General features: G+C 68.3%; 27 protein-coding genes. 12 read left to right on the top strand and 15 right to left on the bottom strand.

What is annotated here, in order from left to right; all coding sequences use genetic code 11:
- Nucleotides 1-35: 35 nt before the first annotated feature.
- From ASC91_RS04775 to ASC91_RS04760, 4 genes are all read left to right on the top strand, one after another.
- Nucleotides 36-1,175, top strand: coding sequence for an MFS transporter (locus tag ASC91_RS04775; RefSeq protein WP_056193059.1), 1,140 nt, complete (start codon nucleotides 36-38; stop codon nucleotides 1,173-1,175).
- Between the two features lie 58 nt (nucleotides 1,176-1,233).
- Nucleotides 1,234-2,010: a class I SAM-dependent methyltransferase gene (locus ASC91_RS04770; RefSeq protein ID WP_056193056.1), complete on the top strand. Its 777-nt coding sequence runs from the start codon at nucleotides 1,234-1,236 to the stop codon at nucleotides 2,008-2,010.
- A gap of 35 nt (nucleotides 2,011-2,045) precedes the next feature.
- A complete protein-coding gene (locus ASC91_RS04765) occupies nucleotides 2,046-2,849 on the top strand; it encodes a DUF2520 domain-containing protein (protein WP_157281157.1) in 804 nt (267 codons plus the stop codon).
- Between the two features lie 131 nt (nucleotides 2,850-2,980).
- Nucleotides 2,981-3,535: a protein phosphatase CheZ gene (locus tag ASC91_RS04760; RefSeq protein WP_056193051.1), complete on the top strand. Its 555-nt coding sequence runs from the start codon at nucleotides 2,981-2,983 to the stop codon at nucleotides 3,533-3,535.
- Here the strand turns inward: ASC91_RS04760 and ASC91_RS04755 are convergent.
- A complete protein-coding gene (locus ASC91_RS04755; RefSeq protein ID WP_056193048.1) occupies nucleotides 3,532-4,353 on the bottom strand; it encodes a zinc-dependent peptidase in 822 nt (273 codons plus the stop codon). The genes ASC91_RS04760 and ASC91_RS04755 overlap by 4 nt on opposite strands.
- A gap of 79 nt (nucleotides 4,354-4,432) precedes the next feature.
- Between ASC91_RS04755 and ASC91_RS04750 the strand changes: the two genes are divergently transcribed.
- Entirely contained in the window at nucleotides 4,433-5,596 is a 1,164-nt protein-coding gene (locus tag ASC91_RS04750; RefSeq protein WP_056193046.1) for a YbfB/YjiJ family MFS transporter, read from the top strand.
- Nucleotides 5,597-5,605: 9 nt separating this feature from the next.
- Here ASC91_RS04750 and ASC91_RS29240 read toward each other — a convergent pair whose 3' ends face one another.
- The gene (locus ASC91_RS29240) at nucleotides 5,606-5,860 is read right to left on the bottom strand and encodes a hypothetical protein (RefSeq protein ID WP_157281155.1); all 255 of its coding nucleotides are present in this window, start codon (nucleotides 5,858-5,860) and stop codon (nucleotides 5,606-5,608) included.
- 337 nt (nucleotides 5,861-6,197) lie between these two features.
- Between ASC91_RS29240 and ASC91_RS29950 the strand changes: the two genes are divergently transcribed.
- Together ASC91_RS29950 and ASC91_RS04740 are read left to right on the top strand one after the other, a co-directional pair.
- The gene (locus ASC91_RS29950; RefSeq protein ID WP_200955217.1) at nucleotides 6,198-6,374 is read left to right on the top strand and encodes a hypothetical protein; all 177 of its coding nucleotides are present in this window, start codon (nucleotides 6,198-6,200) and stop codon (nucleotides 6,372-6,374) included.
- A 39-nt stretch (nucleotides 6,375-6,413) separates the two neighbouring features.
- Entirely contained in the window at nucleotides 6,414-6,746 is a 333-nt protein-coding gene (locus tag ASC91_RS04740) for a YXWGXW repeat-containing protein (protein WP_056193040.1), read from the top strand.
- A 49-nt stretch (nucleotides 6,747-6,795) separates the two neighbouring features.
- Here ASC91_RS04740 and ASC91_RS04735 read toward each other — a convergent pair whose 3' ends face one another.
- From ASC91_RS04735 to ylqF, 4 genes are all read right to left on the bottom strand, one after another.
- Nucleotides 6,796-7,998 carry an acetyl-CoA C-acetyltransferase gene (locus ASC91_RS04735; protein WP_056193038.1) on the bottom strand — a complete coding sequence of 401 codons (1,203 nt, stop codon included), beginning with the start codon at nucleotides 7,996-7,998 and terminating at the stop codon, nucleotides 6,796-6,798.
- A gap of 17 nt (nucleotides 7,999-8,015) precedes the next feature.
- On the bottom strand, nucleotides 8,016-9,182 hold the full coding sequence (locus ASC91_RS04730; protein ID WP_056193035.1) for an acyl-CoA dehydrogenase family protein: 1,167 nt from the start codon (nucleotides 9,180-9,182) through the stop codon (nucleotides 8,016-8,018).
- The gene (locus tag ASC91_RS04725) at nucleotides 9,179-10,573 is read right to left on the bottom strand and encodes a wax ester/triacylglycerol synthase domain-containing protein (RefSeq protein ID WP_056193032.1); all 1,395 of its coding nucleotides are present in this window, start codon (nucleotides 10,571-10,573) and stop codon (nucleotides 9,179-9,181) included. Before ASC91_RS04725 ends, ASC91_RS04730 begins: the two co-directional genes overlap by 4 nt.
- 65 nt (nucleotides 10,574-10,638) lie before the next feature.
- Entirely contained in the window at nucleotides 10,639-11,604 is a 966-nt protein-coding gene (ylqF, locus tag ASC91_RS04720; RefSeq protein WP_056193029.1) for a ribosome biogenesis GTPase YlqF, read from the bottom strand.
- A 108-nt stretch (nucleotides 11,605-11,712) separates the two neighbouring features.
- On the opposite strand from ylqF, the gene ASC91_RS04715 reads away from it, so the two are divergent.
- Nucleotides 11,713-12,111: a cold-shock protein gene (locus ASC91_RS04715; RefSeq protein ID WP_157281153.1), complete on the top strand. Its 399-nt coding sequence runs from the start codon at nucleotides 11,713-11,715 to the stop codon at nucleotides 12,109-12,111.
- Nucleotides 12,112-12,209: 98 nt separating this feature from the next.
- Here ASC91_RS04715 and ASC91_RS04710 read toward each other — a convergent pair whose 3' ends face one another.
- The 5 genes from ASC91_RS04710 to ASC91_RS04690 all read right to left on the bottom strand — a co-directional run bounded on the left by ASC91_RS04710 (nucleotide 12,210) and on the right by ASC91_RS04690 (nucleotide 16,940).
- Nucleotides 12,210-12,527, bottom strand: a complete 318-nt coding sequence (locus tag ASC91_RS04710; RefSeq protein ID WP_056193025.1) for an energy transducer TonB — start codon at nucleotides 12,525-12,527, stop codon at nucleotides 12,210-12,212.
- A gap of 28 nt (nucleotides 12,528-12,555) precedes the next feature.
- Entirely contained in the window at nucleotides 12,556-14,103 is a 1,548-nt protein-coding gene (locus ASC91_RS04705; protein ID WP_056193022.1) for a methyl-accepting chemotaxis protein, read from the bottom strand.
- A gap of 211 nt (nucleotides 14,104-14,314) precedes the next feature.
- Entirely contained in the window at nucleotides 14,315-15,592 is a 1,278-nt protein-coding gene (locus ASC91_RS04700; RefSeq protein ID WP_056193019.1) for a cytochrome c, read from the bottom strand.
- Nucleotides 15,589-16,266: a c-type cytochrome gene (locus ASC91_RS04695; protein WP_056193016.1), complete on the bottom strand. Its 678-nt coding sequence runs from the start codon at nucleotides 16,264-16,266 to the stop codon at nucleotides 15,589-15,591. Before ASC91_RS04695 ends, ASC91_RS04700 begins: the two co-directional genes overlap by 4 nt.
- On the bottom strand, nucleotides 16,263-16,940 hold the full coding sequence (locus ASC91_RS04690) for a YggS family pyridoxal phosphate-dependent enzyme (protein WP_056193013.1): 678 nt from the start codon (nucleotides 16,938-16,940) through the stop codon (nucleotides 16,263-16,265). The genes ASC91_RS04695 and ASC91_RS04690 overlap by 4 nt, the downstream gene beginning before the upstream one ends.
- A gap of 27 nt (nucleotides 16,941-16,967) precedes the next feature.
- Between ASC91_RS04690 and ASC91_RS04685 the strand changes: the two genes are divergently transcribed.
- From ASC91_RS04685 to ASC91_RS04675, 3 genes are all read left to right on the top strand, one after another.
- The gene (locus ASC91_RS04685; RefSeq protein ID WP_056193010.1) at nucleotides 16,968-18,011 is read left to right on the top strand and encodes a type IV pilus twitching motility protein PilT; all 1,044 of its coding nucleotides are present in this window, start codon (nucleotides 16,968-16,970) and stop codon (nucleotides 18,009-18,011) included.
- A gap of 77 nt (nucleotides 18,012-18,088) precedes the next feature.
- On the top strand, nucleotides 18,089-19,225 hold the full coding sequence (locus ASC91_RS04680; protein ID WP_056193006.1) for a PilT/PilU family type 4a pilus ATPase: 1,137 nt from the start codon (nucleotides 18,089-18,091) through the stop codon (nucleotides 19,223-19,225).
- 10 nt (nucleotides 19,226-19,235) lie between these two features.
- Complete coding sequence (locus tag ASC91_RS04675; protein ID WP_056193003.1) at nucleotides 19,236-20,126, top strand: NAD(P)-dependent oxidoreductase; 891 nt, start codon at nucleotides 19,236-19,238, stop codon at nucleotides 20,124-20,126.
- Nucleotides 20,127-20,213: 87 nt separating this feature from the next.
- Here the strand turns inward: ASC91_RS04675 and ASC91_RS04670 are convergent, their stop codons facing one another.
- Genes ASC91_RS04670 through ASC91_RS04660 form a run of 3 tightly spaced genes read right to left on the bottom strand, consistent with a single transcriptional unit; the run spans nucleotide 20,214 to nucleotide 21,855 of the window.
- Nucleotides 20,214-20,825, bottom strand: coding sequence for a BON domain-containing protein (locus ASC91_RS04670; RefSeq protein ID WP_056193000.1), 612 nt, complete (start codon nucleotides 20,823-20,825; stop codon nucleotides 20,214-20,216).
- Nucleotides 20,826-20,844: 19 nt separating this feature from the next.
- Nucleotides 20,845-21,423 carry an SIS domain-containing protein gene (locus ASC91_RS04665; RefSeq protein WP_056192992.1) on the bottom strand — a complete coding sequence of 193 codons (579 nt, stop codon included), beginning with the start codon at nucleotides 21,421-21,423 and terminating at the stop codon, nucleotides 20,845-20,847.
- 39 nt (nucleotides 21,424-21,462) lie between these two features.
- A complete protein-coding gene (locus ASC91_RS04660; RefSeq protein WP_056193141.1) occupies nucleotides 21,463-21,855 on the bottom strand; it encodes a YraN family protein in 393 nt (130 codons plus the stop codon).
- Between ASC91_RS04660 and rsmI the strand changes: the two genes are divergently transcribed.
- Entirely contained in the window at nucleotides 21,848-22,768 is a 921-nt protein-coding gene (gene rsmI / locus ASC91_RS04655) for a 16S rRNA (cytidine(1402)-2'-O)-methyltransferase (RefSeq protein ID WP_056192990.1), read from the top strand. The genes ASC91_RS04660 and rsmI overlap by 8 nt on opposite strands.
- Here rsmI and ASC91_RS04650 read toward each other — a convergent pair.
- Nucleotides 22,746-23,933 (bottom strand): sorbosone dehydrogenase family protein, encoded by a 1,188-nt coding sequence (locus ASC91_RS04650; protein WP_056192987.1) that lies wholly within the window; start codon nucleotides 23,931-23,933, stop codon nucleotides 22,746-22,748. The genes rsmI and ASC91_RS04650 overlap by 23 nt on opposite strands.
- Nucleotides 23,934-23,947 lie beyond the last annotated feature (14 nt).

Genomic DNA, 23,947 nt, shown 5'->3' with positions numbered 1-23,947 from the left:
TGGCAGGGCCTCGCGGCGCTGGCGATGATGGAGTGATGACCTCGTCCACCTCCCGCCAGCTCTGGCTGCTGGCCCTGGCCAATTTCGCCATCGGCATGGGCGCCTTCGTGGTCGTCGGCGTGCTGTCGCCGGTGGCGCTGGCCTTCGGCGTCGACCGGGCGCAAGCCGGTGCGCTGATGAGCGTCTATGCCGGCACCTATGCGGTCGCCTCGCCGCTGCTGGTGGCGGCCACTGGGAGGCTGGACCGAAGGCGGCTGATGTCCATCGGCCTGGCATTGTTTGCGCTGGGTGCCGTGATGGCCGCGCTGGCGCCCGGCTTTGCGCTGCTGCTGGCGGCGCGCGCCGTGATGGCATTGGGCGGCGGCCTGGTCACGCCGGTGGCCGCCTCGGTCGGCGTTGCGTTGGCCGGGCCGGGCCAGCAGGGCCGGGCCCTGGCTATCGTCTTCGGCGGGTTGACGCTGGCCCAGGTGCTGGGCATTCCGGCCGGCGCCTGGCTGGGCTATGCGCTGGGCTGGCAGGCGGCCTTTGTCGTCGTCGCCGTGCTGACCTTGCTGAGCCTCGCCGCCATGGTGGTGGCCCTGCCGGCCGGCATCGCGGTGCCGGTGGCCAGCCTGAAGAGCCTTGGCGCCGTGCTGCGCAGTGGCCGGCTGATGGGGGCAGTGGCCTTCACGGCACTCTTCATCGGCGCGCTCTATGTTTGCTACACCTTTGTGGCGCCACTGCTGGAGTCCGTCTACGGCCTCAGCCGCGACGGCGTGACCGGCATGCTGCTGCTGTTCGGCCTGGGCGCCGTCGCCGGCAATGCAATGGGCGGCCGGCTGACCGACCGCATCGGGTCGCGCCGCACGCTGGTGCTGCTGTGCCTGGCACAGTGCCTGCTGATGCCGGCGCTGACCCTGCCGACCTGGCCGCTTGCGGTGATGGGGGCGCTGGTCTTCACCTGGAGCGTGTTCGGCTGGAGCTTCATGGTGCCGCAGCAGGCGCGGCTGGCGGCGCTGGACCCGGCCCGGCTGCCGGTGCTGTTCGCGTTGAACGCCTCGGCCATCTATGTCGGTGCGACGCTGGGCGCCAGCGTGGGCGGCATGGTGCTGAAGGGGCTCGGCCTGCATGCGCTGGGCCTGTTTGGCGCCGCGCTGGCCCTGCTTGGTCTGGCGTCTTTGGCATTCCGTCGCTGACCTTGGACAGGGGCCGACGAGCACCGGATACTGGCTGTTCCACAAGGAGACACTCCCTATGAAGACCTGGCTGATCGCCACTCTCGCCACTTCCGCCATGTTTGCTGCTGCGGGCGCACAAGCTCACGACGCCGACCCGCTGAAGGCCGCCGTTGCCGCCGACAACCGCTTGGTGGGCAATGTCGCCCGCGATGCGCAACGCCACCCCTACGAAACGCTGAGCTTCTTCGGCATCAAGCCGACCGACACCGTCGTCGAACTCGCCCCGGGCGGTGGTTGGTTCACCGAGATCCTTGCCCCCTATCTGCGCGAAGGAGGTCAGCTCTATGCGGCCGACGGCGGCAGCGCGCGCTTCAAGGCCAAGATGGATTCGATGGGCGTCTACGGCAAGGTCAAGATCACGGCCTTCGACCCGGCCAAGGGCGTGTTTGACATCGCCCCGGCCGGCAGCGCCGATGCGGTGCTGACCTTCCGCAATGTGCACAACTGGATGAACGGTGGCACGGCCCAGGCCGTCTTCGACGCCGCTTTCAAGGCGCTGAAGCCTGGCGGCACATTGGGGGTCGAGGAGCACCGGCTGCCGGTCTCGCGCACCCAGGACCCCAAGGCCCCGAGCGGCTATGTGCAGGAGGCCACCGTCATCAAGTTCGCCGAGAACGCGGGTTTCAAGCTTGCCGGCAGAAGCGAGGTCAACGCCAACCCCAAGGACACGGCCGACCACCCCGACGGCGTCTGGACGCTGCCGCCGACCTATGCGCTGAAGGACAAGGACCGCTCGAAGTACCAGGCCATCGGCGAGAGTGACCGCATGACGCTGAAGTTCGTCAAGCCCTGAGAAGGCATTCGCACCTTCTTCGCCCGCGCCCACTCATGAGACATGCTGTGATCGGGTACGGCCGGCTGGCCAGGGCGCTGGTGCCGGCGTTCCGAGCGGCGGGCGAGGAGGTTGTCGTTGGTCGGCGCTCGCCGGGTGAAGGCGAGTTCGCAATGGCCGATGCCGCCCAGGCGGCCGACTGGGTCTGGCTGACAGTCCCCGACGATCAGATCGCCACGACCGCCGCCGCCTTGCCGTGGCGCGCCGGCCAACTGGGCCTGCATTGCAGTGGCGCGACGCCGCTGGCCGCGCTGGGCCCGGCGCCGGCCGCGGCAGGCTTTCACCCATTGAAACTGCTGGCCGGTGATGCCGGCCTCGCCGGCGTGCATGTCGGTATCGAGGCGGATGCAGCACACCGGCCTGCGCTGGAAGCACTCGCTCACGTGCTGGGCCTGGTGCCACTGGCGTTGCCGTCGCCGATGACGGCTCAGGCGCGGGCTGCCTATCACGCTGCGGCCAACCTGGCCGCCAGCGGCGTGCTGGCCGTGCTGGCCGAAGCCCAAACGCTGTGGGCGGCCGCTGGACTGGCGCGGGCCCAAGCCCTGCCGGCCCTGGTGCCGTTGACCCGCGGCGCATTGGACACCGCCCTGGACCGTGGCCTGGCCGGTGCCGTCTCGGGGCCTGTCGCGCGCGGCGACACCGGCGTGCTGGGCCGCCATCTGCAGGCGCTGGCGTCTGCCGGGCTGGATGCTGACCTGCTGCTGGCGTTGGGCCGGCGCCAGCTTCTGCTGGCCGAGCAAGCTGGCCGCCTCGACGTGACGCAGGCCGCGGCTTTGCGCGCACTGCTCGCGGCGCCCTGAATTGCAACCCGCGTGACAAAGGCCGCGTTCGGCAGCGCTTGACCATCTGCCGGGCAATTGCGCGCCGTAGAGGCGCTTCTAAACTGGTTGTAGCCCCGTCGCTGCTGTCGGGCCCATTCAGGGAGTTCCACATGTCCGACGCGTCCATCCAGGCCATGATCCGGGCCGACGCCGCCCAGATCCTGCATGACGTGGTCGACGAGTTGCCCGATGCGCGCGAGCGCCTGGCCTATGTGCGCAGCATGACCGAGCAGGCGGCCACCAAGGTGCTCAACCTGGTGGAAGCCGCCCAGGACGACGCCGAGGCCGTGCGCAAGAAGGGCCGCGAGCTGTCCGACGCGCTGAACCGCCTGGCCCTGTCCAGCAACATCAGCGCCGACCGCGCCCGCGCGCTGATGAAGCTGTGCGCCGCTTACGCCGCCGACGCCGCGAGCTTCGCCGCGCGCGAGAAGTCGCTGCACACCGAGATCATGATGTCGCAGGACTTCCAGGATCTCTCGGGCCAGGTCATCAACAAGGTCAGCAAGATGCTGGAGCGCGCCGAGCCGCCGCTGAAGGATCTTGTCCAGTCCCTGCCCGCACCGGCCGCTGCCGCCGTGTCCGCCGAGCTTGGTGGCGTGCAGACGCCGGACAAGGCGCTCAAGCAGGACGATGTGGACGACCTGCTGGCCAGCCTCGGCTTCTAGTTCCAGCTCGCCGGGTCCAGTCGGTAGTAGCCACTGAGCTCGCTGTACAGCGCCGGGTGACCTGCGGCCAGCTCGATCGGCCGCTCGAAGAATAGCTCGCTGATCACCGCGAAGAATTCCGCCGGGTCGGTCGCACCATAGGCGTCGATGAGCCCCGGCTCGCCGCGGGCCAGCCGCCAGCGCAGTGCATCGAACTCGTTTTGCATCACCGTCGACCAGCGCCGGTAGGCCTCGGCTGACGGCAGTGCCGGCGCGCCATTGGCCGGGCCGCCCGCCTGGTCGAGCTGATGCGCGAACTCGTGGATGACGACGTTGTGCCCATCGCCCGGCGTGGCCGCACCACGCTTGACTTCATCCCAGGCCAGCAGCACCTGGCCCTGGCTCCAGCTCTCGCCAGCCAGCACGCGGCGCTGGTCTGACAGCACGCCGCCCGATTCGGTCACCGGCCGGTCGACGACGAAGGCGCCGGGGTAGACCAGCACCTGGCGCAGCTCCGGGTAGACGCCGCGCGCCGCACCCAGCAGTGGCAGGCAGGCCAGGGCCGCGACGGTGACGCGGATCTCGTCCGTCACGCGCAGGCCACGGCAGCCGAGGATGGGCTTCTCGGCGAGGAAGACCTGCATCAACCCTTTCAGGCGCAGTTGCTGGCGCGCCGGCAGCCGGGACACCAGCGGCACATGGCGGCGCAGCAGGCGCCGCCACGACTGCGGGAAGGGGCGGCTGGCGATGCGCTCGCGGCGGCGGCGCACCCACAGCGGCCACATCGCGATACCGGCGGCGGCGAGCAGGACGAGGCAGAAGCAGATGAACAGCGGCATGCTGGGCAACTGGGCCCGGCCGCACGCTTTGCAAGCCCCCCAGTGCCTGGGGTATGCCCGGCTCGCTTAACCTGCGGCCATGGCCGAGCCCGAATTCCGTCTGCGCGCCTGGCAGGTTCTGCTGGGTGGCATCTGTGCGCTGGTGCTGACCATCGGCCTCGCGCGCTTCGCCTACACGCCGCTGTTGCCGCAGATGCAGGCCCAGGCGGGCCTGGGCGTCGCCGACGGCGGGCTGCTGGCGGCCATCAACTACGCGGGCTATATGAGCGGCGCGCTGCTGGCGGCGTGGATCGAGAGCCCGACCTGGCGCCAGCGCCTGTACAGCTGGGGCCTGCCGACGGCTTTGGTCATCACCGCGCTGATGGGTTGGAGCACGAGCTTCGGCGCCTGGGCGTTGTCGCGCTATGTCGGTGGCCTGTGCGGCGCGGCCGGCATGCTGCTGGGCTCGGGCTTGGTGCAGGGCTGGTTGATCCGGTCGGGGCACCGGCCCGAGCTGGGTATCTACTTCATCGGCCTGGGGCTGGGCATCGTCGTGTCGGCCCTGGGTGCGATGGGCATGACGCAGTGGGACCTGGGCTGGACGGCGCAGTGGCAAGGCTTTGCCTTGCTCGGCCTGGTCTTTCTGATCCCGGCCTGGGCCTGGCGCCCGCCGGTGCCGCCGCCGGCCGCGAAAGCCGCGTCCGATGCAGCACCCAGCCGGCGTTGGATGGCGCTGATGGTGGCGGCCTATTTCTGCGCGGGCTGGGGCTTCGTCGTCAACGCGACCTTCACTGTCGCCATCGTCGAGGCTCAGCCGCTGCTGGCCGGACAGGGGCCTTGGGCCTGGCTGCTGGTGGGCTTGTCGGCGACGCCGGCTGTGTTCGTCTGGGATCGCATTGCGCGCCGCACGGGCGACGTTGGCGCGCTGCTGATCGCTTTCGGCGTGCAGATCTTCGCCGTGTTGCTGCCGATATTGGCCAGCGGTCTGGTGGCCGCGTTGGCGGGCGCGCTGCTGTATGGCGCGACCTTCATCGGTATCGTCAGCCTGACGCTGGCTCTGGTTGGCCGGCATTCACCCGCCAATCCAGGCAAGGCGATGGCCCGGCTGACGCTGAGCTATGGCATGGCACAGATCAGCGCGCCTGCGCTGACCGGTCGGATGGTCGAGGCCGGCGGCGGCTTCGATGTCGCGCTGTGGCTGACGGCAGCCGTGATGGCGGCCGGCATGGCCTGCCTGGCCGCGCTGCTGCGGGAATCGCGCTGAGCCTTTGCCTCAGCTGCCCTTGCCGGGAGGGGCGGAGCGCTGGTTGCGCACGGCCTCGCTGACGGCCTGGGTGCTGCGCTGCGCCGCCTCGCGTTCAGCGGCGGTGGTGCAGCGCGTCTTGGGCAGCATGCTGCCGGTGGGTGAGTCGCGCTCGCAGATGGTGCCGTTGTCGGCCGCAGCCTGGGCGCCGCTTTGGGCGGGCGGTGTCGTCGAAGCGCAGGCGGCCAGTGCGAGCGGCAGCAGCGTCAGGAAGATTCGTTTCATGTCGAAAGTCGGTTCGGGTGAAGCGCCGCAGAATACCGCGGGCCAGACCTCCTGATTCCCTCGTGATCCCGTGACATCAAGGCCGCTGTCAGCGGTGCCGGCAGCGGCAACCTGCTCAGCAGGTTCGGCACCGACCAACACGCCGTGCAGCACGAACACGAGGTGGGCCGGCCCAGGGTGCAGCGCGACCGAGGCGCGTTTCATCGCCTGGATGGGCTGCTATCTGAAGCCGCAGCAACAGTCCGCCACGGAGTAACTCTGTGTGACGCCGTCATCCGCCGCGGGCTCGTGGCGGTTAGTGGGGCACGGCCGCGTATTTCGTGGCCTGGAGATCCTCATGAAACGACTGGCCCTGGCCATTGCCCTGATTTCTACCGCCCTGCTGTCGGGCTGCATCATCGTGCCGGCCCGCCACGGCGGTTACCACAGGGACGGCTATTACCGGGATGGCGGCCACCAACGTGACGGCGGTTACTACCGCGGCAGCGTCTACGTTCAGCCTGGCTCGAGGTAACCGAATGGGCCGTCTCCCTGAGGCGGCCTGGAGATTCCGATGAAACGACTCACTCTGGCGTTCGCCCTGGCTTCATCTGCACTGCTGTCGGCCTGCGTGGTCGTGCCTGCCCACCGGGCCGGCTACTACGACGGTGGCTCGGCCATCGTGGTCGACGCGCCGCCTCCCGCACCCTATGCCGAGGTCGTGCCCGTCACGCCCTATACGGGCGCAGTCTGGGTCAATGGCTACTGGGGCTGGAACGGCGGCCGTCACCACTGGGTGCCCGGCTACTACGAGCGCCCGCGTGCCGGCTATCGCTATGAGCCTCACCGCTGGGAGAGCCGCGGTGGCCGCTGGCATTTGCGTGCCGGCGGCTGGATCAGGCTGTAGGGCCTGTCTCCCGGCGGCAATGGGACCCATTGCCGCCGGGCGACAGGCCCTAGACCCGTTCGATGATGGTGGCGATGCCCATTCCGCCGCCGACGCACAGCGTCACGGCGCCGGTCTGGAGATCGCGTCGCTCCAACTCATCGAGCAAGGTGCCCAGCAGCATGGCGCCGGTTGCGCCCAACGGGTGGCCGAGCGCAATTGAACCGCCGTTCACGTTGACGCGATCCAGGTCCAGGCCCAGATCGCGCGCCGTCTTCATCGGCACCGCGGCGAAGGCCTCGTTGATTTCCCACAGGTCGATATCGGACGCCTGCATGCCGGCCTGGCGCAGTGCCTTCTGACAGGCTGGTGTCGTGCCGGTCAACATGATGGTCGGCTCGCTGCCGACGACGGCGGCCGCACGGATGCGCGCGCGGGGCTTGACTCCCGCCGCTTCGCCGCCGGCCTTGGAGCCCACCAGCATCAGGGCTGCGCCATCAACGATGCCCGATGAATTGCCGGCATGGTGGCGGTGTTCGATCGCCGACGCCTGCGGGTATTTGCGCAATGCCAGGCCGTCGAACTTCGCGCCCAGCTTGATGAAGCTGGGGTTCAGCGCAGCCAGCGTGTCGATGGATGTCCGTGGGCGGATGGTTTCGTCCTCGGCCAGCAGCAGGGCGCCGGCTTCGTCATGCACCGGCACCAGCGCGCTCGCGAAGCGTCCTTCGGCACGCGCCGCGGTGGCTCGCTGATGGGAGCGCGCCGCGTAGGCGTCGAGCTCATCGCGCGTGAAGCCCTCCAGCGTCGCGATCAGATCAGCGCTGATGCCCTGCGGCACGAAACCGATGGCGCTGACGACGCGCTCGTCCAGCATCCAGGCGCCGCCGTCGCTGCCCATGGGCACGCGGCTCATGCTCTCGACACCGCCGGCCACGACCAGGCGTTCGAAGCCGCTGGCCACCTTGGCCGCTGCGAGGTTGACGCTCTCCAGCCCCGAGGCGCAGAAGCGTGACTGCGTGACGCCGCCCACCGACTGCGCCCAGCCGGCGTCCAGCACGGCGATGCGGGCGATGTCGCCACCCTGCTCGGCGATGGGTGTCACGCAGCCAAGGATGACGTCGTCGACCAACGACGTGTCGAGCCGGGTGCGCTGCTGCAGGGCCTGCAGCACGCTGCGCACCAGCCAGATCGGCGTGGCCGCGTGCAGCGAACCGTCGGGCTTGCCCTTGCCGCGCGGCGTGCGGCAATGGCCGTAGAGATAGGCGTCGAACATGGGGGTCTCCAGGGGCCTCACATGGATCGCGAAGCCAGCTCTTTCATGATTTCATTGGTGCCGCCGTAGATGCGCGTCACGCGGGCGTCGGCCCACAGTTCGGCAATCGGCGTCTCCAGCATGTAGCCATAACCGCCGAAGAGCTGCAGGCAGGCGTCGGTCAGCCGCGAGGCGAGGTCGCTGCACCAGGCCTTCACCAGCGCCGCGCGGGCGGCGTCGAGCTCACCTTTCAGATGGGCCGAGATGGCGGCATCGAGCAGCGCGCGGGCGGCGAGCACGTCGCTCTGCGCCTGGGCCAGCACGAAACGGGTGTTCTGGAAGTTCCAGATCGGCTGGCCGAAGGCCTCGCGCTGCTTGGCGTAGGCCACCGTGTCGTCCAGCGCGCGTTCCGTCATCGCGACGGCCTGGCATGCGATGACGAGGCGTTCCTGCGGCAGTTCGCCCATCAACTGGCCAAAGGCCAGGCCCTCGCTTGACCCAAGCAGGTTGGCGGCCGGCACGCGCAGCTCATCAAAGAAAAGCTCGCTGGTGTCCTGGGCGTGCAGGCCGATCTTGTCCAGGCGACGGCGCGTCAGGCCCGTCGTGCCGGCATCGATCTCCGCGACGACCAGTGACAAGCCCTTGGCACCCGGTGCGTCCCCGGTGCGGCAGACGATGACGATGAGGTCGGCGTTCTGTCCATTGGTGATGAAGGTCTTCTGCCCGTTGATGACGTAGTGGTCGCCCTTTTCGTCAGTGACGCGGCGTGCGCGGGTGCGGATGGCCTGCAGGTCAGAGCCCGTGCCCGGTTCCGTCATCGCGATGGCGCCAACGCGATTGCCGGTGGCCATCGCTGGCAGCCAGCGCGCCTTCTGCTCGTCAGTGCCGTGGCGCAGCAGATAGGGCGCGACGATGGCCGAGTGCACGCTGCCGCCGAAGCCGCCCAGGTTGGCCCGCGCCGCCGCCATGACGATGACGGCCTCATGGCCGAAGTCGCCGCCGCTGCCGCCGAAGGCTTCCGGCATGGCCGCGCACAGCAGGCCCTGGGCTCCGGCTTCGTGCCAGGTGTCGCGCTCCATCAGGCCCGCTGCGCGCCAGGCGGCGGCGCGCGGTACCCAGCGCTCGCTGAAGAAGCGCGCGGCGCTGTCCTGAAGCAGGTGGTGCTCCTCGGTCATCCAGTTCGAGGGGAAGAGCGGAAGACTCATGAAATGCCGACGGCTTCTTCCAGCGTCGCGATCTCTTCCTCCACATAGGCCGCCAGCCGGCCCAGGTTGGGCAGGGCGTCGGTTGCAATCAGGCCGAAGTAAAGAGTGCCGGCATAGCTGAACAACGTGATGTTGAGCAGATGGGTGGCCGGCAGTGTCGACATGGGGTGCATCTCCAGCAACGGTGCGCCCTTGATGTACAGGCGCTCGGCCGGCCCTGGCACGTTGGACACCAGCGTGTTGCCCATCGGCGTGACGACATCGGCCAGCTTGAGCATGCCGGCGATCTGGCCGAGCAGGCCGGTCAGGATGGTGTAGGTCTCGACCGCCTCGGGCGCGACGGCGTCGATCATCGTGCGCACATTGCGCAGCGAATAGCCGACATTGCGCAGCCGCACATAGGCGTCATCGGTGGGCGGCGACAGGTCGACCAGGATGATGCCGATCTTGTTGCCGCCGCTCTTCTCGCCTTCGCGGCGCAGGTTGACCGGCATCTGTATGGTGATGGGCCGGTCCAGCTCGATGCCCTCGTCGGCCAGGTAGCGGTGCATGGCGCCGTCCAGGCAGGTCAGGGCCACATGATTGAGCGTGGCGCGCGACACCTTGCGGATGGCGTCGATGCGGGCCATGGGCACGGCGGTGGTGGCGAACTGGCGGCCTGGCGTGGCATTGCCGGTGAAGGGTGTACCGCGGCTGGCCATGAAGGGCAGGGCGATGGCGTTCTTGGTCAGCTTGATGGCTTCCAGCGCCAGCATGGCCGTGAGCCGGCCGATGCCGACGGCGCGCTTGCTGTTGGCGGTGAGCTGCTTCCAGACGGTGCCGGCGACGGCCTGATCCAGCCGCTTCTTGCGCGACAGGCCGCTGGCGCGGCGCGCGTGCGACAAGGTCCAGACCGGCGTGACCGTGTCGTCGTCGGGCGTCTCGCGCAGCGACTCGACGCCCCAGCGCGTCATCGTGATGCCGTCGGCCACGGCATGGTGCATCTTGTAGTAGATGGCGAATTGCTTGTCCCACAGGCCGGCGATGACATGCACCTCCCACAGCGGCCGGCTGCGGTCCAGCACCGGTTCGTGCAACTCCGCGGCAAAGGCATAGAGGGCCTCGCGGTCGTTCTGGCCGGCCTTGAGCTTGTGGAAGAAGACGTGTTGCGCCAGGTCCACCGATTCGGCCGTGCTCCAGCTCGGCATCAGCGTGGGCGAGACGAAGTTGATGACGGCATCGAAGGGCGCCTGCACGTCGGTGTGGGTCAGGAACTCCTCATAGAGCTGCTTGGCGAAGTTGGCGCCGCCACCCTTGGGAATCTGGTGGATGTGCAGGCCCGCCACATGCTTGGGACTGGCCTCGCTTTCGGCAATGAAGAAGGCGAGGTCGAGCAGGGAGAGTCGGCTCATGATGTCTCGTGTCGTTCCGGGCGGCCCAGCATAGGCGCGCCGGTGAGACGGTCAAGGCCGGGAATTTACGCGCTTGTTTCCGCGTCCCCGCTGGACGACTTTCGCTTGCCGCTGCGGCGTTCCTTGTCGGCCAGACGCGCAGCTTCCGCCTCGGCGGCTTTGCGCTCCTCTTCGTCGGCTGCTGCTCGACGCCAGGCCTTCATCTCGTCCGGGGTTTCCAGCGTGATGCAACCGAGCGCCCCGCCGCGGAAGTCCATCAGCAGCGCCTCGGCGGCCTTGTGCATCAACACACCGCCACCGCGCACCTTGGCGCCGCGTTTGGTGCCGATGGCCTCCAGCACGGCGTCGTCGGCGCCAAGCTCGGCGAGGCCGTAGCGCTGCTGCAGGCGCTCGGGGTAGTGGCGTTTGAGCACCGCAATCAGCTCCAGCGCCACCTCTTCCTCGTCGAAGGCATTGCGGCCGATGGCGCCGCTGGCGGCCAGGTTGTAGCCGCTCTGCTCGATGGCGATGCGCGGCCACAGCATGCCTGGCGTGTCGAACAGGTAGAAGCCGTTCTCCAGCACGAACTTCTGCTCGATCTTGGTGATGCCAGGCTCGTCTCCGGTCTTGGCGGCGCGCTTGCCGACCAGGGTGTTGATCAGCGTGCTCTTGCCAACGTTGGGAATGCCGCAGATCAGCACGCGCAGCGGCTTGTGCATGTCACCGCGCAGCGGTGCGAGCTCGCGGCAGGCCTTGATGAGGGCGCGCGCCGGCGCCTTGTCGCCGGCGTCCAGCGGGATGGCGCGGGTGTGCGGCTGGGCGTTGTAGTAGTCCAGCCAGGCGGCGGTCTGGGCCGGGTCGGCCAGGTCCTGCTTGTTCAGTACCTTCAGCGACGGCCGGCCCGTCGTCAGTGCAGCCAGCAGCGGGTTGCTGCTGGAGCCGGGCAGGCGCGCGTCGAGCAGTTCAATGACCACGTCCAGCCCCGCCTTCACGCGATCCTTGATCGCCTGACGGGTGGAATTCATGTGGCCGGGGAACCAGTTGATGGGCATGCGCAGGGGAGGTGGGAATCTGGGAGGGCGGATTGTCGGTGGCTTACATCCGGTTGCGGCGATCTGCGCCGCATCCCCCAAGATCTGGGGGTAGTCGTTGAGGTGAATATGAGATTCGAAGGCGTACTGAGCGCGTGGAACCAGGATGCCGGCTACGGCACCATCCGGCCCTCTGGCGGGGGAGAGGAAGTCTTCGTCGGCTTGGCCGCGTTCCCGACAGACGGCGAGGGTCCTCGGATGGACGAGCCGCTGAGCTTTGAAATTGTCACGAGCCGTGACGGCCGCAAGCAGGCGGTGAATCTGAAGCGGCTGTCGCAGGCCCATCTCAGCCCGGCGCTGCGCGCATCGGCGGGCGGCACCCGCGTCCGCGCCCGTCAGGCCCAAAAGAAACGGCGCCTGGGCTTGCTGGCCGGGGGCGCCGTGGTCACGGTGATGCTGGTGGCGGGTGGGGTGCACTGGTGGCAGCCCGCGGACCGGACCGGCGAGTTGCCGGTGATGAAGCGCTGAGGCGCGGCTCTCGGGCGCTGCTCATGCCAGCCGGCCTGCATGCCGGCTGTCCTGAAACCCGCGTCGCACAGTGCGCAGGCACTGTGCTCGGTCGGGTTTCAGTCCTCGTTCTTGAAGACGAGCTTGACTTCGTGGGTGGCCTTTTCGCCGGGCTCGAACTTCCACTCCATCAGCGCCGCCTTCACGGCGCGGTCGAAGACCCGCTTGGGTTCGGCTTCGACGATCTCGACGTCGCTGACCTTGCCGTCGGCTTCGATGGTCATCTTGGCCTTGACCGAGCCGGTGGAGATGCCCTTCTTGGAGGCCTCGGCTGGGAACTCAGGCGGCACCTTCTTGACGACCTTGGGTGCGGCCTGAGCGGCCAGGGCCAGCATCAGGCTGGCGGCCAGGATGGTGGCGGAACGCAGGAATGACATGGCGAGCCTCGGAAAGTAATTGATGGGGTCAGGCGGCGCGGAAGAAGCCGACCGCCTCGATCAGCCGCGTCGAGCTGTCGCGCAGGGCGTCCGCCGAGCGGCTGAGGTCGCCGACCAGGCTGGTGTTCTGCTGCGTGGCCTTGTCGAGCTCGTTCATCGCGCCGTTGACGACGCCGACGCCCGTGGCCTGCTCCTGGGCCGAGTGCGAGATTTCCTCGATCAGCTGACCCATGTTGTTGACTTCGTCGACGACGCTGCGGATGGTGACGCCGGCGTTGTTGACCAGCGTGGTGCCGTTCTCGACCTTGACGGTCGATTCCTGGATCAGCACCTTGATTTCCTTGGCGGCGCCGGCCGAGCGCTGAGCCAGCGCACGCACTTCGGCGGCCACCACGGCGAAGCCGCGGCCATGTTCGCCGGCGCGTGCGGCCTCCACGGCCGCGTTCAGGGCCAGGATGTTGGTCTGGAAGGCGATGCCGTCGATGACGCCGATGATGTCGCCGATCTTCTTGGAGCTGGCGCTGATCTCTTCCATGGTCTCGACGACCTTGGAGACGACGGCGCCACCATTGCTGGCGGCCTGGCGGGCCGTCACGGCGATGCCAGCCGCGCGGCGGGTCAGATCGCTGGCGCCCTTGAGCGTGGAGGCGATCTCTTCCACCGAAGCGGCGGTGTTCTGCAGGCTGGCGGCGGAACGCGTAGTGCGCTCGGCCAGGTTGGAATTGCTGTCGGCGATGGAGCCGGAGTTCTGGGCCACCTCGCTGGCGGCGGTGGACACATCGCGCACAACGCCCGAGAGAGCCTGCTGCATGTCCTTCATGGCCTGCAGCATCTGGCTGAGTTCGTCGCGGCCTTCGACCTGGATGTCCTGCGTCAGATCACCGGCGGCAATGGCCTCGGCGGCCAGCTGGGCCTTGCGGGCCGGGGCGACGATGGAACGGGTGATGACGAGGCCGCCACCGATGCCGATGACCACGGCCACGACCAGCAGGACGATGGTCACCCAGACGGAGAAGCGGGCCAGTTCGACACCGGACGTGGCCAGTGCCTTGCCGCTTTCAAACTGGATGTCGACCAGCTTCTTCAGGCCTTCCTGCAGGGCCGCCTGGGCGGGGCGCAGGTCGGTTATCAGGCTTTCACGAGCCTCGTCGGGCGTGCCGTCGGTCTGGATCTTCTGGAATTTTTCGAGTGCAGCCAGGAACTTGGCCTTGTGACCCCGCACCTCGGCGATGGCGGCCTTTTCTCCGTCACCCGAGACAGCGTCTTCCAGGCTCTTGAGCTGCTTTTCGCCTTCTTCAAGTGCGTCGGTGACGGCCTTCTTCTGCTTCTTGATGGCACCAGCGGTATCCAGCAGCAGCAAGTCACGCACGGCGCGGGAAATGATGTTGACCTGGCTTTCCAGACCGTTGGCTGCGCCAATCTTGAAGAGGCTGGAGTTGGCGGTGCGGTCCAGATCCTTGGCCAGGCCGTTCGCATTCTTCGCGCCGTAAATGCCGATCCCCACCAGCAGCAAAATGAGCAGGCCAAAGCTCAAGGCCAACCGATGGCCGATGCGCAATTGCGTCAGGAAGTTCATCTGTTCAGGTCCTTGTCCGGTGATCGGGTATCGGCGGCGGGCTGCCGCTCTTGAATTCAACGACGACTGTAGGGCTCTCGGCCCTGTTTTTGACGGCCCTACCCGGGAGCCGCGCGCAGTGTGTCGCGACCTGTGACCATTTGCTACCTGCCTGCGGCAGGCTTGCGTGAAGTCGTTCACGTCGGCCCCCCGCGCCCAGGGGCTTGTGGGTTCAACGGGCCGCCACGGCGCGCAGCCTCAGCACCTCGACGGCATCGACTTCGCCGGCAGCGTGGCCGAAGGATGCCCGCAGATGGCTGGTCAGCGCGGCCAGGTCTTCGGCGCCCAGCACGCCCGCGAAGGGCGGCATGCCGTAGGGGCGCGGGTTGCCGGGCGTCGCCGGCGCGAAGCCGCCGCGCTCGATGAGGCGGATCAGGTTGGCGGCACTGGCCTGGGTGACCAGGCGGCTGCCGGCCAGCGCAGGGTAGGCGGGGGCACCGCTCGCGTCGCGCCGCCCCTGGCCCTGCTCGCCGTGGCAGGCTGCGCAGTGCTCGCGGTAGAGGCCGGCGCCGCGCTTGCGGCGGCGCGCATCCGGCTCGGCCGGCTCGGAGCGGGCAACGGCCTGCTCGGGCAAGGCACGCAGATAGCTGCTCATGGCGGCGAGGTCGGCATCGTCCAGCGCCGCGGTGCTGCCGATGACGACCTCGGCCATGGGCCCGAGCGCCACATGACCTTGCGCCTTGCCGTCGCGCAACCAGCGTTGCAGCACCTCAGTCGGCCAACGCTGCACACCGGCCTCGGCCGGGTCATGCAGCGAAGGGGCCACCCAGCCCAGGCCGGCCAGAAGGCCACCGCGGAAATCCGCTGCACCACGGTCGCCACCCAGGGCATCGCGGCCGGCGTGGCAGGCGCTGCAATGGGCCAGGCCCTGGCTGAGATAGGCGCCGCGGTTCCAGGCCGCGTCCCGGGCCGGGTCGGATTGATAGACCCCGGGCCGGAAGTACAAGGTCCGCCAGACGGCGACGGCCAGCTGGCTCCCGTAAGGCCAGCGCAGCTCATGCTCGCGGCGTGGCGCGGTCGCGGGCGGCTGGGCCTGAAGCCAGGCATACAGGGCGTCGGCGTCCTCGCGGTTGACGAGGGTGGTGTTGGTGATCGGGTGAGCCGGCACCAACAGCCGACCGTCGCGGCTGCGGCCGAAATGCAGCGCCTGCCAGAAGTCGTTGCTGGTCCAGCCACCCAGGCCGGTGGCGGCGGGCGTCAGATTGGATGAGAAGGCGGTGCCAAAAGGCGTCGGGATCGCCCGGCCTCCGGCCAGGCGTTCACCACCGCGGGCCGTGTGGCAGCCGGCGCAATTGCCCACGGCAGCGAGGTAGGCGCCGCGTTCCAGGCTGACGGGTGCGGCGGAGGGCGGCGTTGCGTCGCCCAGGGCGCGTTGCCAGGCCAGCAACCCGAAAGCGGTGGCAATGGCCAGCAGGGCCAGCAACGCGAGGCCGATCAAGAGGCGCTTCATGGCGGCAGGCCGCCGCAGCGCAACGGCGGCGGGGCAGCCAGGGTGGGCGCGGGATGCGGGTCGGCCGGCAGGGCCCGGCCGGCGAGGAATTGGGTGATCGCGTTGATCTCAGGCTCGGTCAGGGTCTTGGCGATATGCGCCATGCAATCCGGCGCCTGGGCGCGGCGCTGTCCGCTGCGCCAGGCGCCGAGCTGGCCGTTCAGATAGTCGCGTGACAGACCAAGCAGGCCCGGTATGGCGGGCTGAGTCCCCGTCAGGCGCTCGCCATGGCAGGCGGTGCAGGCCGGCAGGCGGCGGGCGGCGTCGCCGCGGTTGACCAGCGCCTCGGCGCGGGCCAGCTCGGTAGCCGGAAGGCCAGACTTCTGCGGTGGCGCATAGGGCAGGTCCAGCGATGCGAAATGACCGGCCAGCTCCTCCAAATAGGCGTCGGACAGTGGCGCGATGAGTTCGCTCATCAAACCGTAGTCGCGCCGGCCGTCGCGGAAGTTCAGCAACTGGTTGTAGAGATAGCCGGCCGGCTTGCCGGCCAGACGGGGGTAGTAGCCGTCGGGTGCGGCGCGCCCCTCCTTGCCATGGCAGCCGGTGCAGGCCAACGCTCGCTGCGCGAGCGTGTCAGGGACGGGCTGGGCCTGGGCCGCGAGCGCGGTCAGGGTCAGCAGCCAGGCGGCCTTCACCCCCGCGCTCCGAAAATGGCGCTGCCGACGCGCACCATCGTCGAGCCGGCCGCGATGGCGTCCTCAAGGTCTGCGCTCATGCCCAGCGACAGCGTGTCCAGGGCCAAGCCGGCCTGCTTCAACGTCTCGAACAGCGCGGCCATGGCCCGATGCTGCGCCAGCGCTTCGGGGCCGGGTTCGGGCACCGCCATCAGGCCACGCAGCTGCAGCCGGGGCAAGGTTGCGACCTCGCGAGCCAGCGCCGCCACGTCATCGGGCAGCAGGCCGCTCTTGCTGGCCTCGCCGCTGATGTTGACTTGCAGGCAGACATTGAGCGGCGCCAGCTCGGCCGGCCGTTGCTCGGACAGCCGCTGGGCGATCTTGAGCCGGTCCACGCTGTGCACCCAATCAAACTGTTCGGCCACGGGCTTGGTCTTGTTGGACTGCAGCGGGCCGATCAGATGCCATTCGATCTGGCCGCGCAGATCGCTCAGCTCGCCGACCTTGGTCAGGCCTTCTTGCACATAGTTTTCCCCGAAGGCGCGGGCGCCGGCCTCAAAGGCCTCGCGCACGGCGTAGGCCGGGAAGGTCTTGCTGACGACGAGCAGACGGACCGCCTGGGGTGGGCGGCCGGCCGAGGCACATGCCGCAGCGATGCGATTTTTGGTGGCTTGGAGGGAGTCGGAGATCGCCATAATGGTCCGAGCACTCCACAGATCATCATGGACATCACTCAGCTGCTGGCATTTTCGGTCAAGAACAAGGCGTCGGACCTGCACCTTTCGGCCGGCCTGCCGCCGATGATCCGGGTGCATGGCGACGTGCGCCGCATCAATGTCGAGGCCCTGGACCACCGCGCGGTCCACGACATGGTCTACGACATCATGAACGACTCCCAGCGCAAGATGTACGAGGAGACGCTGGAAGTCGACTTTTCCTTCGAGATCCAGGGCCTGGCGCGCTTTCGCGTCAACGCCTTCAACCAGAACCGTGGCGCGGGCGCCGTATTCCGGACCATTCCAAGCAAGATCCTCAGCCTGGAGCAGCTCAACGCGCCCAAGGTCTTCGCCGAACTGGCGCTCAAGCCGCGCGGCATGGTGCTGGTGACCGGCCCGACCGGCTCGGGCAAGAGCACGACGCTGGCCGCCATGGTCAACCACCTCAACGAGAACGAGTACGGCCACATCCTCACCATCGAGGATCCGATCGAGTTCGTGCACGAATCCAAGAAGAGCCTGATCAACCAGCGCGAGGTCGGCCCGCACACGCACTCGTTCGCGAACGCGCTGCGCTCGGCGCTGCGCGAAGACCCGGACTGCGTGCTGGTGGGCGAAATGCGCGACCTGGAAACCATCCGGCTGGCGCTGACCGCCGCGGAAACGGGCCACCTGGTGTTCGGCACGCTGCACACCTCGTCGGCCGCCAAGACGGTGGACCGCATCGTCGACGTCTTCCCCGCGGCCGAGAAGGAGATGGTGCGGGCGATGGTGTCCGAATCGCTGGTGGCCGTCATCTCGCAGAGCCTGTGCAAGCTGAAGGACGGCACCGGCCGCGTCGCGTCGCACGAGATCATGCTGGGCACCTCGGCCATCCGCAACCTGATCCGCGAGAACAAGGTGGCGCAGATGTACTCGTCCATCCAGACGGGCAACTCGCAGGGCATGCAGACGCTGGACCAGAACCTGACCGACCTCGTCCGCCGCAACATCATTTCGCCCGCCGAAGCTCGCTCGAAAGCGAAATTCCCGGAAAATTTCCCGGGCTAGTCCCGGGAAATTTGACGTCACTCATGTGGCTCGCCACGTGAGTGACGGCAAAACGCCGCACGCATAGAAAGCCATTCATGGAACGCGATCAGGCCTCCAAGTTCATCAACGACCTGCTGCGGCTGATGCTGTCGCGCAAGGGCTCCGACCTCTTCCTGACGGCCGAGTTCCCGCCGGCCATCAAGGTGGACGGCAAGCTGACCAAGGTCTCGCCCCAGCCCTTGACCGGCCAGCACACGCTGCAGCTGGCGCGGGCCATCATGAACGACAAGCAGGCGGCCGAGTTCGAGCGCACCAAGGAGTGCAACTTCGCGATCTCGCCGCATGGCGTCGGGCGCTTTCGCGTGAACGCCTTCCTGCAGCAGGGCCAGGTCGGCCTGGTGCTGCGGACGATTCCGTCGACGCTGCCCACCATCCAGTCGCTGGACCTGCCGGTCATCCTGCGCGAGGTGGTGCAGCACAAGCGCGGCCTGGTCATCGTCGTCGGCGCCACCGGCTCGGGCAAGAGCACGTCGCTGGCCGCGATGATCGACGAGCGCAACGAGACGACCTACGGCCACATCGTCACCATCGAGGACCCGATCGAGTTCGTGCATCCGCACAAGAACTGCATCGTTTCGCAGCGCGAGCTGGGCCTGGACACCGACAGCTGGGAGGCCGCGCTGAAGAACTCGCTGCGCCAGGCGCCCGACGTCATCCTGATGGGCGAGCTGCGTGACCGCGAGACCATGGAGCACGCGGTGGCCTTCGCCGAGACCGGCCACCTGTGCATGGCGACGCTGCACGCCAACAGTGCCAACCAGGCGCTGGACCGCATCATCAACTTCTTCCCCGAAGACCGCCGCCAGCAGTTGCTGATGGACCTGTCGCTGAACCTGCGCGCACTGATCAGCCAGCGCCTGCTGCCGCGCCGCGAAGGCAAGGGACGCGTCGCCGCGGTCGAGATACTGCTGAATTCGCCGCTGATCTCAGACCTGATCTTCAAGGGCGAGATCACCGAGATCAAGGAGCTGATGAAGCGCTCCCGCGAGCAAGGTATGCAGACCTTCGACCAGTCCCTCTTCGACCTCTACGAGGCCGGCAAGGTCACCTACGAAGACGCGCTGCGCAATGCTGATTCGGTCAACGACCTGCGCCTGCAGATCAAGCTCAACAGCGAGCGCGCCCGCAGCGGCGACCTGTCCAGCGGCACCGAACACCTGACCATCCTTTGACCCATTGCTCATGACCACCCGCAGCTACGACCCCGTTCCCGCCCGCCGCGTCGCCTTCCTGGGCCTGGGCGTCATGGGCCATCCGATGGCCGGCCATCTGGCGCGCGCTGGCCACCAGGTCACCGTCTACAACCGCACGCAGTCCAAGGCCGAGGCCTGGGTCAAGGAATACGGAGGTGCCTTTGCCGCCACGCCAGCTGAGGCCGCCCGGGGCGCGGAGTTCGTGTTCTGCTGTGTTGGCAACGACGATGACCTGCGCTCGGTGGCGCTCGGCGACGAAGGTGCACTCGCCGGTATGACCTCGGGAGCCGTCTTCGTGGACCACACCACAGCCTCGGCGGCCGTGGCTCGCGAGCTGCACGACGAGGCAGCCAAGCGGGGCGTCGCCTTCGTTGATGCGCCGGTATCCGGTGGCCAGGCCGGCGCGGTCAACGGTGCCCTGACCGTCATGTGTGGCGGCGATGCGGCCCCTTTTGACATGGTGAAACCCATCGCCCTGGCCTTCGCCAAGGCCGTGACCCTGCTCGGCGGCCCGGGCTCGGGGCAGCTTGCCAAGATGGTCAACCAGATCTGCATCGCCGGTGTCGTGCAGGGCCTGTCCGAGGCCGTGCGCTTTGGCCAGAACGCCGGCCTGGACATGACCCAGGTACTCGAAGTCATCGGCAAGGGTGCGGCCCAAAGCTGGCAGATGGACAACCGCGGCAAGACCATGGTCGAAGGCAAGTTCGACTTCGGCTTCGCGGTCGACTGGATGCGCAAGGATTTGGGCCTCGTGCTCGACGAGGCGCGCCGCAATGGCTCACGCCTGCCGGTGACGGCGCTGGTGGACCAGTTCTATGCGGACGTCCAGTCCATGGGCGGGAATCGCTGGGACACGTCCAGCTTGATCAAGCGTCTCTGACCCAACAAAGCCACAGAGTCACAGAGGCACGGAGAAAGCCTCAGCGAATTCCTCTGCGTCTCCGTGCCTCTGTGGCTGTGCTCAGAGCTACTGCTTTTTCGGTGTGAGGCGAGCGAGTTCGTCTTCGCTGATGATCTCGAACGCCCGGATCACTTTCTTGACGCCGCCGACCTGGCGCGCGATCTCGGTGGCGCGATTGGCCTCGCGTTCGGTCACGCGGCCCATCAGGAAGACCTGGCCGCGCTCGACGACAACGTAGAAGGCATTGCTCAGCAGGTCGCGCGCGTCGATGAACGAGGCCTTGACCTTGCCCTGGATGACGACGTCGTTGGAGCGACCGCTCAGTGCGCTGTGCATCGTGACCGCAGTCTCGTTCAGCACCTTGGTGACGTTCTCGACGCCGGCGACGATGCGCTCCACCTGAGCTTGGTCGGCTTCGTTGCGGGCCTCGCCGGTGATCAGCGCGACGCGGTTGTAGCTGTTGACGTTGATGTGCACCTTGTCGCCCAGCTGCTCGCGGATGCGGGCGCCGGCCTTGATCTCGATGGTCTCGTCCTCGAGCTGGGTGGCCGAGGTGCGGCGGTCGGTGGCGACGCTGACGCCACCCACCATCGCGCCGCCGATCAGCAGTGGTGCGCACCCGGTGGCAAGCGTGCTGGCGAGGATGGCGGCGGTCAGGGACAGGGTGAGTTTTTTCATCAGGCTTCCATCGAAAAGGTTATTCGTCGCTGCCGAGCAGTTGCAGGTCGACGGCGTCGACCAGCGCATGCAGCAGCACGCGCTGGGCTTCCACAACGCGTGGCTCGCGGCCGTGGCTGACGCGGATCTGGATATCGGTGTCCTGCAGCAGGCCGCGCCATTCGTCGGCGGCGCCCGGTGGCTGGGCGGTCAACGCGATGATGCTCATCTCCTGCGCATGGGCCACGGCCACGGCTGACTGCCAGGCGTCGCGCTGCTCGCGCAGGGGCTCGATCATGACGAGGACGTCACCCGGGTGGCCATGGGCCTGCAGGAGGCGCGCCAGGTCCACGCCCGCGGCGTCACGGGCCTGGGCGGACAGGCTCCAGGCGGCCAGGCCAGGCCTCTCCTGCTCGAAGCGGCCGGCCAGGCGGGCGGCCAGGTAGTCGGCGTCCATGCTGGCCAGGCCCTGGCCGGCACACAGGATGCGGCTGCCGCCAGTGACGGCGTCCACCACCATCTGCGCGGCCATCGCCAGGGGCCGCGCCAGTTGCTCGGCGGCTTGGTAGAGCAGGTCGGCGCTCTCGAAGAATTGCTGCTGGATGCGTTGCTCGATCATTGGGGCGGGATCATAGTCAGCGCAGCAGCAGCGTCGGTATCAACCCGCATCGAAGGCGGCCTGCAGCCAGGTGAGTTCAGCGCCGTCGATGGCGACGACGTCGAAACGGCAGGGCGGTGGGCTGGCGTGGCGCAGCAGATAGTGCTGGGCCGCGTAGATCAGGCGCTGCTGCTTCCTGGCCGTCACGCTGGCGGCCGCCCCGCCATGCGAATCGCTCGCCCTTGCCCGCACCTCGACGAAGACCAGGGTGCCGTCGCGGTCCTGCAGGATCAGGTCAACTTCGCCGGCACGGCGGTTGGGGCCGCCGCCGACTCGATAATTCCGCTCCACCAGGCGCAGGCCGGCGCGCTGCAGATGCGCAAGCGCCGCGTCCTCGCCCGCCAGGCCGATCTCGGCCCGGTCAGGTTTTGAACGAGAGCCCCACTTGAACATTGATGCCTCTGTGCTTCGTCAGGCCGCACAAGCCGCAGCCGGCGGCCAGCAGTATCCGGCCGCCACGCTCTATCTCGTCGCGACGCCGATCGGCAATCTGGCTGATATCTCTTTGCGCGCCATCCATGCCTTAAGCCTGGCCGATGCCCTGGCCTGCGAGGACACGCGCCAGGGAGCTCAGTTGCTGCGCCATCTGGGCCTGCACAAGCCGCTGATCGCGCTGCACCAGCACAACGAGCGCGAGGCCAGCGCCACTGTCCTCGCACGGCTGGCCGCTGGTGAGCGCGTGGCCTATGCCTCCGACGCCGGCACGCCGGCCATCTCGGACCCCGGCGCCGTGCTCGTGCAGGAGGTGGTCGCAGCCGGCTACCGCGTGCTGCCCCTGCCCGGGCCGAGCAGCGCGGTGACGGCCCTTAGTGTGGCTGGCGACACGGCGGCCCGGGGCTTTGCGTTTGCCGGCTTCCTGCCGACCAAGGCCGGCGAACGCCGCACGGCGCTGCAGGCGGTGCTGGCTGTGGAAGGCCAGAGCCAGGTCGTGTTCGAGGCGCCGCACCGTATCGTCGAGGTGATTGCACTGCTGGCCGAACTGGCGCCGACGCGCCGCGTGACGGTCTGCCGCGAGCTGACCAAGCAGTTCGAGAGCATCCACACCGCCGAGGCTGCGACGCTGCCGGCCTGGCTCGCGGCCGACGCCCAGCGCCAGCGTGGCGAGTTCGTCCTCGTGCTGCATGCCTTGGCGCCGCAGGCCGCGGCGGACGATGAACTGCCCACTGAGGCCCTGCGCGTGCTGGCCCTGCTCGTCGCCGAATTGCCGCTCAAGCAGGCCGTCGCCCTGGCCGCGCAGATCAGCGGCGCGCCGCGCAACCGCCTCTACGACGCCGGTCTGGCCCTCAAGCGCGGCGGCGACGAGTGAAGAGGCTGCCGGCCGCCAGGCCCAGGGCCAGCAACAGCGCGGGCGCGGGCTCGGGCACCGCGGCAGCGAGCAGATAGACATTGCCGTCAATGCCGACGGCATAGAGGGCGCCATTGCCTCCTTCGCCGAAGCTGGTCAGCGTCGAGCCGCCGAAGGGCGAGGCCAGTGGCGTGGCGGTACCGCCGTTCAGGGTCCAGATGCGGCCGGAGATGTAGTCGCCGAACACGTATTTGCCCTCAAGGCTGGCATCCGCGCCGCCACGGTAGACATAGCCGCCAATGACGGTGGCATCGCCGTTGGCGCGGCCGTAGTCGTAGATAGGCTCGGTCAGGTTGGGCGGCGTGGGGTCGCTGATCCCGGGCGTAGCGATCGTGCCCTCGCGCACGCGCCAGCCGTAGTTGGCGCCACGGCCGAGGCCCGAGGCAGCGGAAGCGAAATCCACTTCTTCCCGCGCGCCCTGGCCCACGTCGCCAATCCACAGGTCGCCCGTCTGGCGGTCGAAGCTGTTGCGGTAGGGGTTGCGCAAGCCATAGGCCCAGATCTCGTCATTGCCGGCCACGCCGACAAAGGGGTTGTCCGTTGGCACCGTGTAGCCGCCCGCGGCGTTGGGCGTGATGCGCAGCAGCTTGCCGAGGTTGCTGGAAAGGTTCTGGGCGTTGTTGTCGGGGTCGTTGCCGCTGCCGCCGTCGCCGGTGGCCACGTAGAGATGGCCAGGATCCGCGGCGCTGAAGCCGATCCAGCCCGCCTTGTGGTTGCTGCGCCCGGCCGGCTGGGCCACCGTGATGACCGTCTTGGCGCTGGCCAGGTCCACGGCACCTGCGCCGTTGACGGTGTAGCTCGCGACGACGGTGCTCAGTGTCGTCTTGTCGATGTAGTCGACATAGAAGCGGCCGTTGTTCGCGAAGCCGGGGTCGAAGGCCAGGCCCAGCAGGCCGCGCTCGCCGCCGGTGTCGACCTGCCCAGACAGGTTGAGCCAGGTCGAAACAGTGCCGCCGCTGTCCTGCACCTTGATGCGCCCGGTCTTCTCAACGATGAAGAGCCGCGAATCGCCGCTGGGGGCGGTCAGGAAGACGGGCTGCTCATAGCCCGAGCCGACCAGGGTGGCGGCGAAGGCAGGACCGGCAGCAGCGGCCAGGGCCAGCGTGGCGAGCGGGAAAAGCTTCATGCGGCGCTCCAAAT

Source organism: Pelomonas sp. Root1237, assembly GCF_001425055.1.
Lineage (GTDB): Bacteria > Pseudomonadota > Gammaproteobacteria > Burkholderiales > Burkholderiaceae_C > Pelomonas.
Note: the sequence above shows the minus strand (reverse complement) of the source record. Positions and strands in the feature narration are given on the sequence as shown.

Excerpts from the sequence above, each read along its gene's own strand:
- ylqF (WP_056193029.1), bottom strand. The coding sequence starts at position 11,604 with ATGCCCATCAACTGGTTCCCCGGCCACATGAATTCCACCCGTCAGGCG.
- ASC91_RS04765 (WP_157281157.1), top strand. The coding sequence starts at position 2,046 with ATGAGACATGCTGTGATCGGGTACGGCCGGCTGGCCAGGGCGCTGGTG.
- ASC91_RS04680 (WP_056193006.1), top strand. The coding sequence starts at position 18,089 with ATGGAACGCGATCAGGCCTCCAAGTTCATCAACGACCTGCTGCGGCTG.
- ASC91_RS04725 (WP_056193032.1), bottom strand. The coding sequence starts at position 10,573 with ATGAGCCGACTCTCCCTGCTCGACCTCGCCTTCTTCATTGCCGAAAGC.
- ASC91_RS04715 (WP_157281153.1), top strand. The coding sequence starts at position 11,713 with ATGAGATTCGAAGGCGTACTGAGCGCGTGGAACCAGGATGCCGGCTAC.
- ASC91_RS04705 (WP_056193022.1), bottom strand. The coding sequence starts at position 14,103 with ATGAACTTCCTGACGCAATTGCGCATCGGCCATCGGTTGGCCTTGAGC.
- ASC91_RS04670 (WP_056193000.1), bottom strand. The coding sequence starts at position 20,825 with ATGAAAAAACTCACCCTGTCCCTGACCGCCGCCATCCTCGCCAGCACG.
- ASC91_RS04690 (WP_056193013.1), bottom strand. The coding sequence starts at position 16,940 with ATGGCGATCTCCGACTCCCTCCAAGCCACCAAAAATCGCATCGCTGCG.
- ASC91_RS04700 (WP_056193019.1), bottom strand. The coding sequence starts at position 15,592 with ATGAAGCGCCTCTTGATCGGCCTCGCGTTGCTGGCCCTGCTGGCCATT.
- ASC91_RS04710 (WP_056193025.1), bottom strand. The coding sequence starts at position 12,527 with ATGTCATTCCTGCGTTCCGCCACCATCCTGGCCGCCAGCCTGATGCTG.
- ASC91_RS04760 (WP_056193051.1), top strand. The coding sequence starts at position 2,981 with ATGTCCGACGCGTCCATCCAGGCCATGATCCGGGCCGACGCCGCCCAG.
- ASC91_RS04660 (WP_056193141.1), bottom strand. The coding sequence starts at position 21,855 with ATGTTCAAGTGGGGCTCTCGTTCAAAACCTGACCGGGCCGAGATCGGC.
- ASC91_RS04685 (WP_056193010.1), top strand. The coding sequence starts at position 16,968 with ATGGACATCACTCAGCTGCTGGCATTTTCGGTCAAGAACAAGGCGTCG.
- ASC91_RS04665 (WP_056192992.1), bottom strand. The coding sequence starts at position 21,423 with ATGATCGAGCAACGCATCCAGCAGCAATTCTTCGAGAGCGCCGACCTG.
- ASC91_RS04650 (WP_056192987.1), bottom strand. The coding sequence starts at position 23,933 with ATGAAGCTTTTCCCGCTCGCCACGCTGGCCCTGGCCGCTGCTGCCGGT.
- ASC91_RS04750 (WP_056193046.1), top strand. The coding sequence starts at position 4,433 with ATGGCCGAGCCCGAATTCCGTCTGCGCGCCTGGCAGGTTCTGCTGGGT.
- ASC91_RS04735 (WP_056193038.1), bottom strand. The coding sequence starts at position 7,998 with ATGTTCGACGCCTATCTCTACGGCCATTGCCGCACGCCGCGCGGCAAG.
- ASC91_RS04730 (WP_056193035.1), bottom strand. The coding sequence starts at position 9,182 with ATGAGTCTTCCGCTCTTCCCCTCGAACTGGATGACCGAGGAGCACCAC.
- ASC91_RS04755 (WP_056193048.1), bottom strand. The coding sequence starts at position 4,353 with ATGCCGCTGTTCATCTGCTTCTGCCTCGTCCTGCTCGCCGCCGCCGGT.
- ASC91_RS29240 (WP_157281155.1), bottom strand. The coding sequence starts at position 5,860 with ATGAAACGAATCTTCCTGACGCTGCTGCCGCTCGCACTGGCCGCCTGC.
- ASC91_RS04770 (WP_056193056.1), top strand. The coding sequence starts at position 1,234 with ATGAAGACCTGGCTGATCGCCACTCTCGCCACTTCCGCCATGTTTGCT.
- ASC91_RS04775 (WP_056193059.1), top strand. The coding sequence starts at position 36 with ATGACCTCGTCCACCTCCCGCCAGCTCTGGCTGCTGGCCCTGGCCAAT.
- ASC91_RS29950 (WP_200955217.1), top strand. The coding sequence starts at position 6,198 with ATGAAACGACTGGCCCTGGCCATTGCCCTGATTTCTACCGCCCTGCTG.
- ASC91_RS04740 (WP_056193040.1), top strand. The coding sequence starts at position 6,414 with ATGAAACGACTCACTCTGGCGTTCGCCCTGGCTTCATCTGCACTGCTG.
- ASC91_RS04675 (WP_056193003.1), top strand. The coding sequence starts at position 19,236 with ATGACCACCCGCAGCTACGACCCCGTTCCCGCCCGCCGCGTCGCCTTC.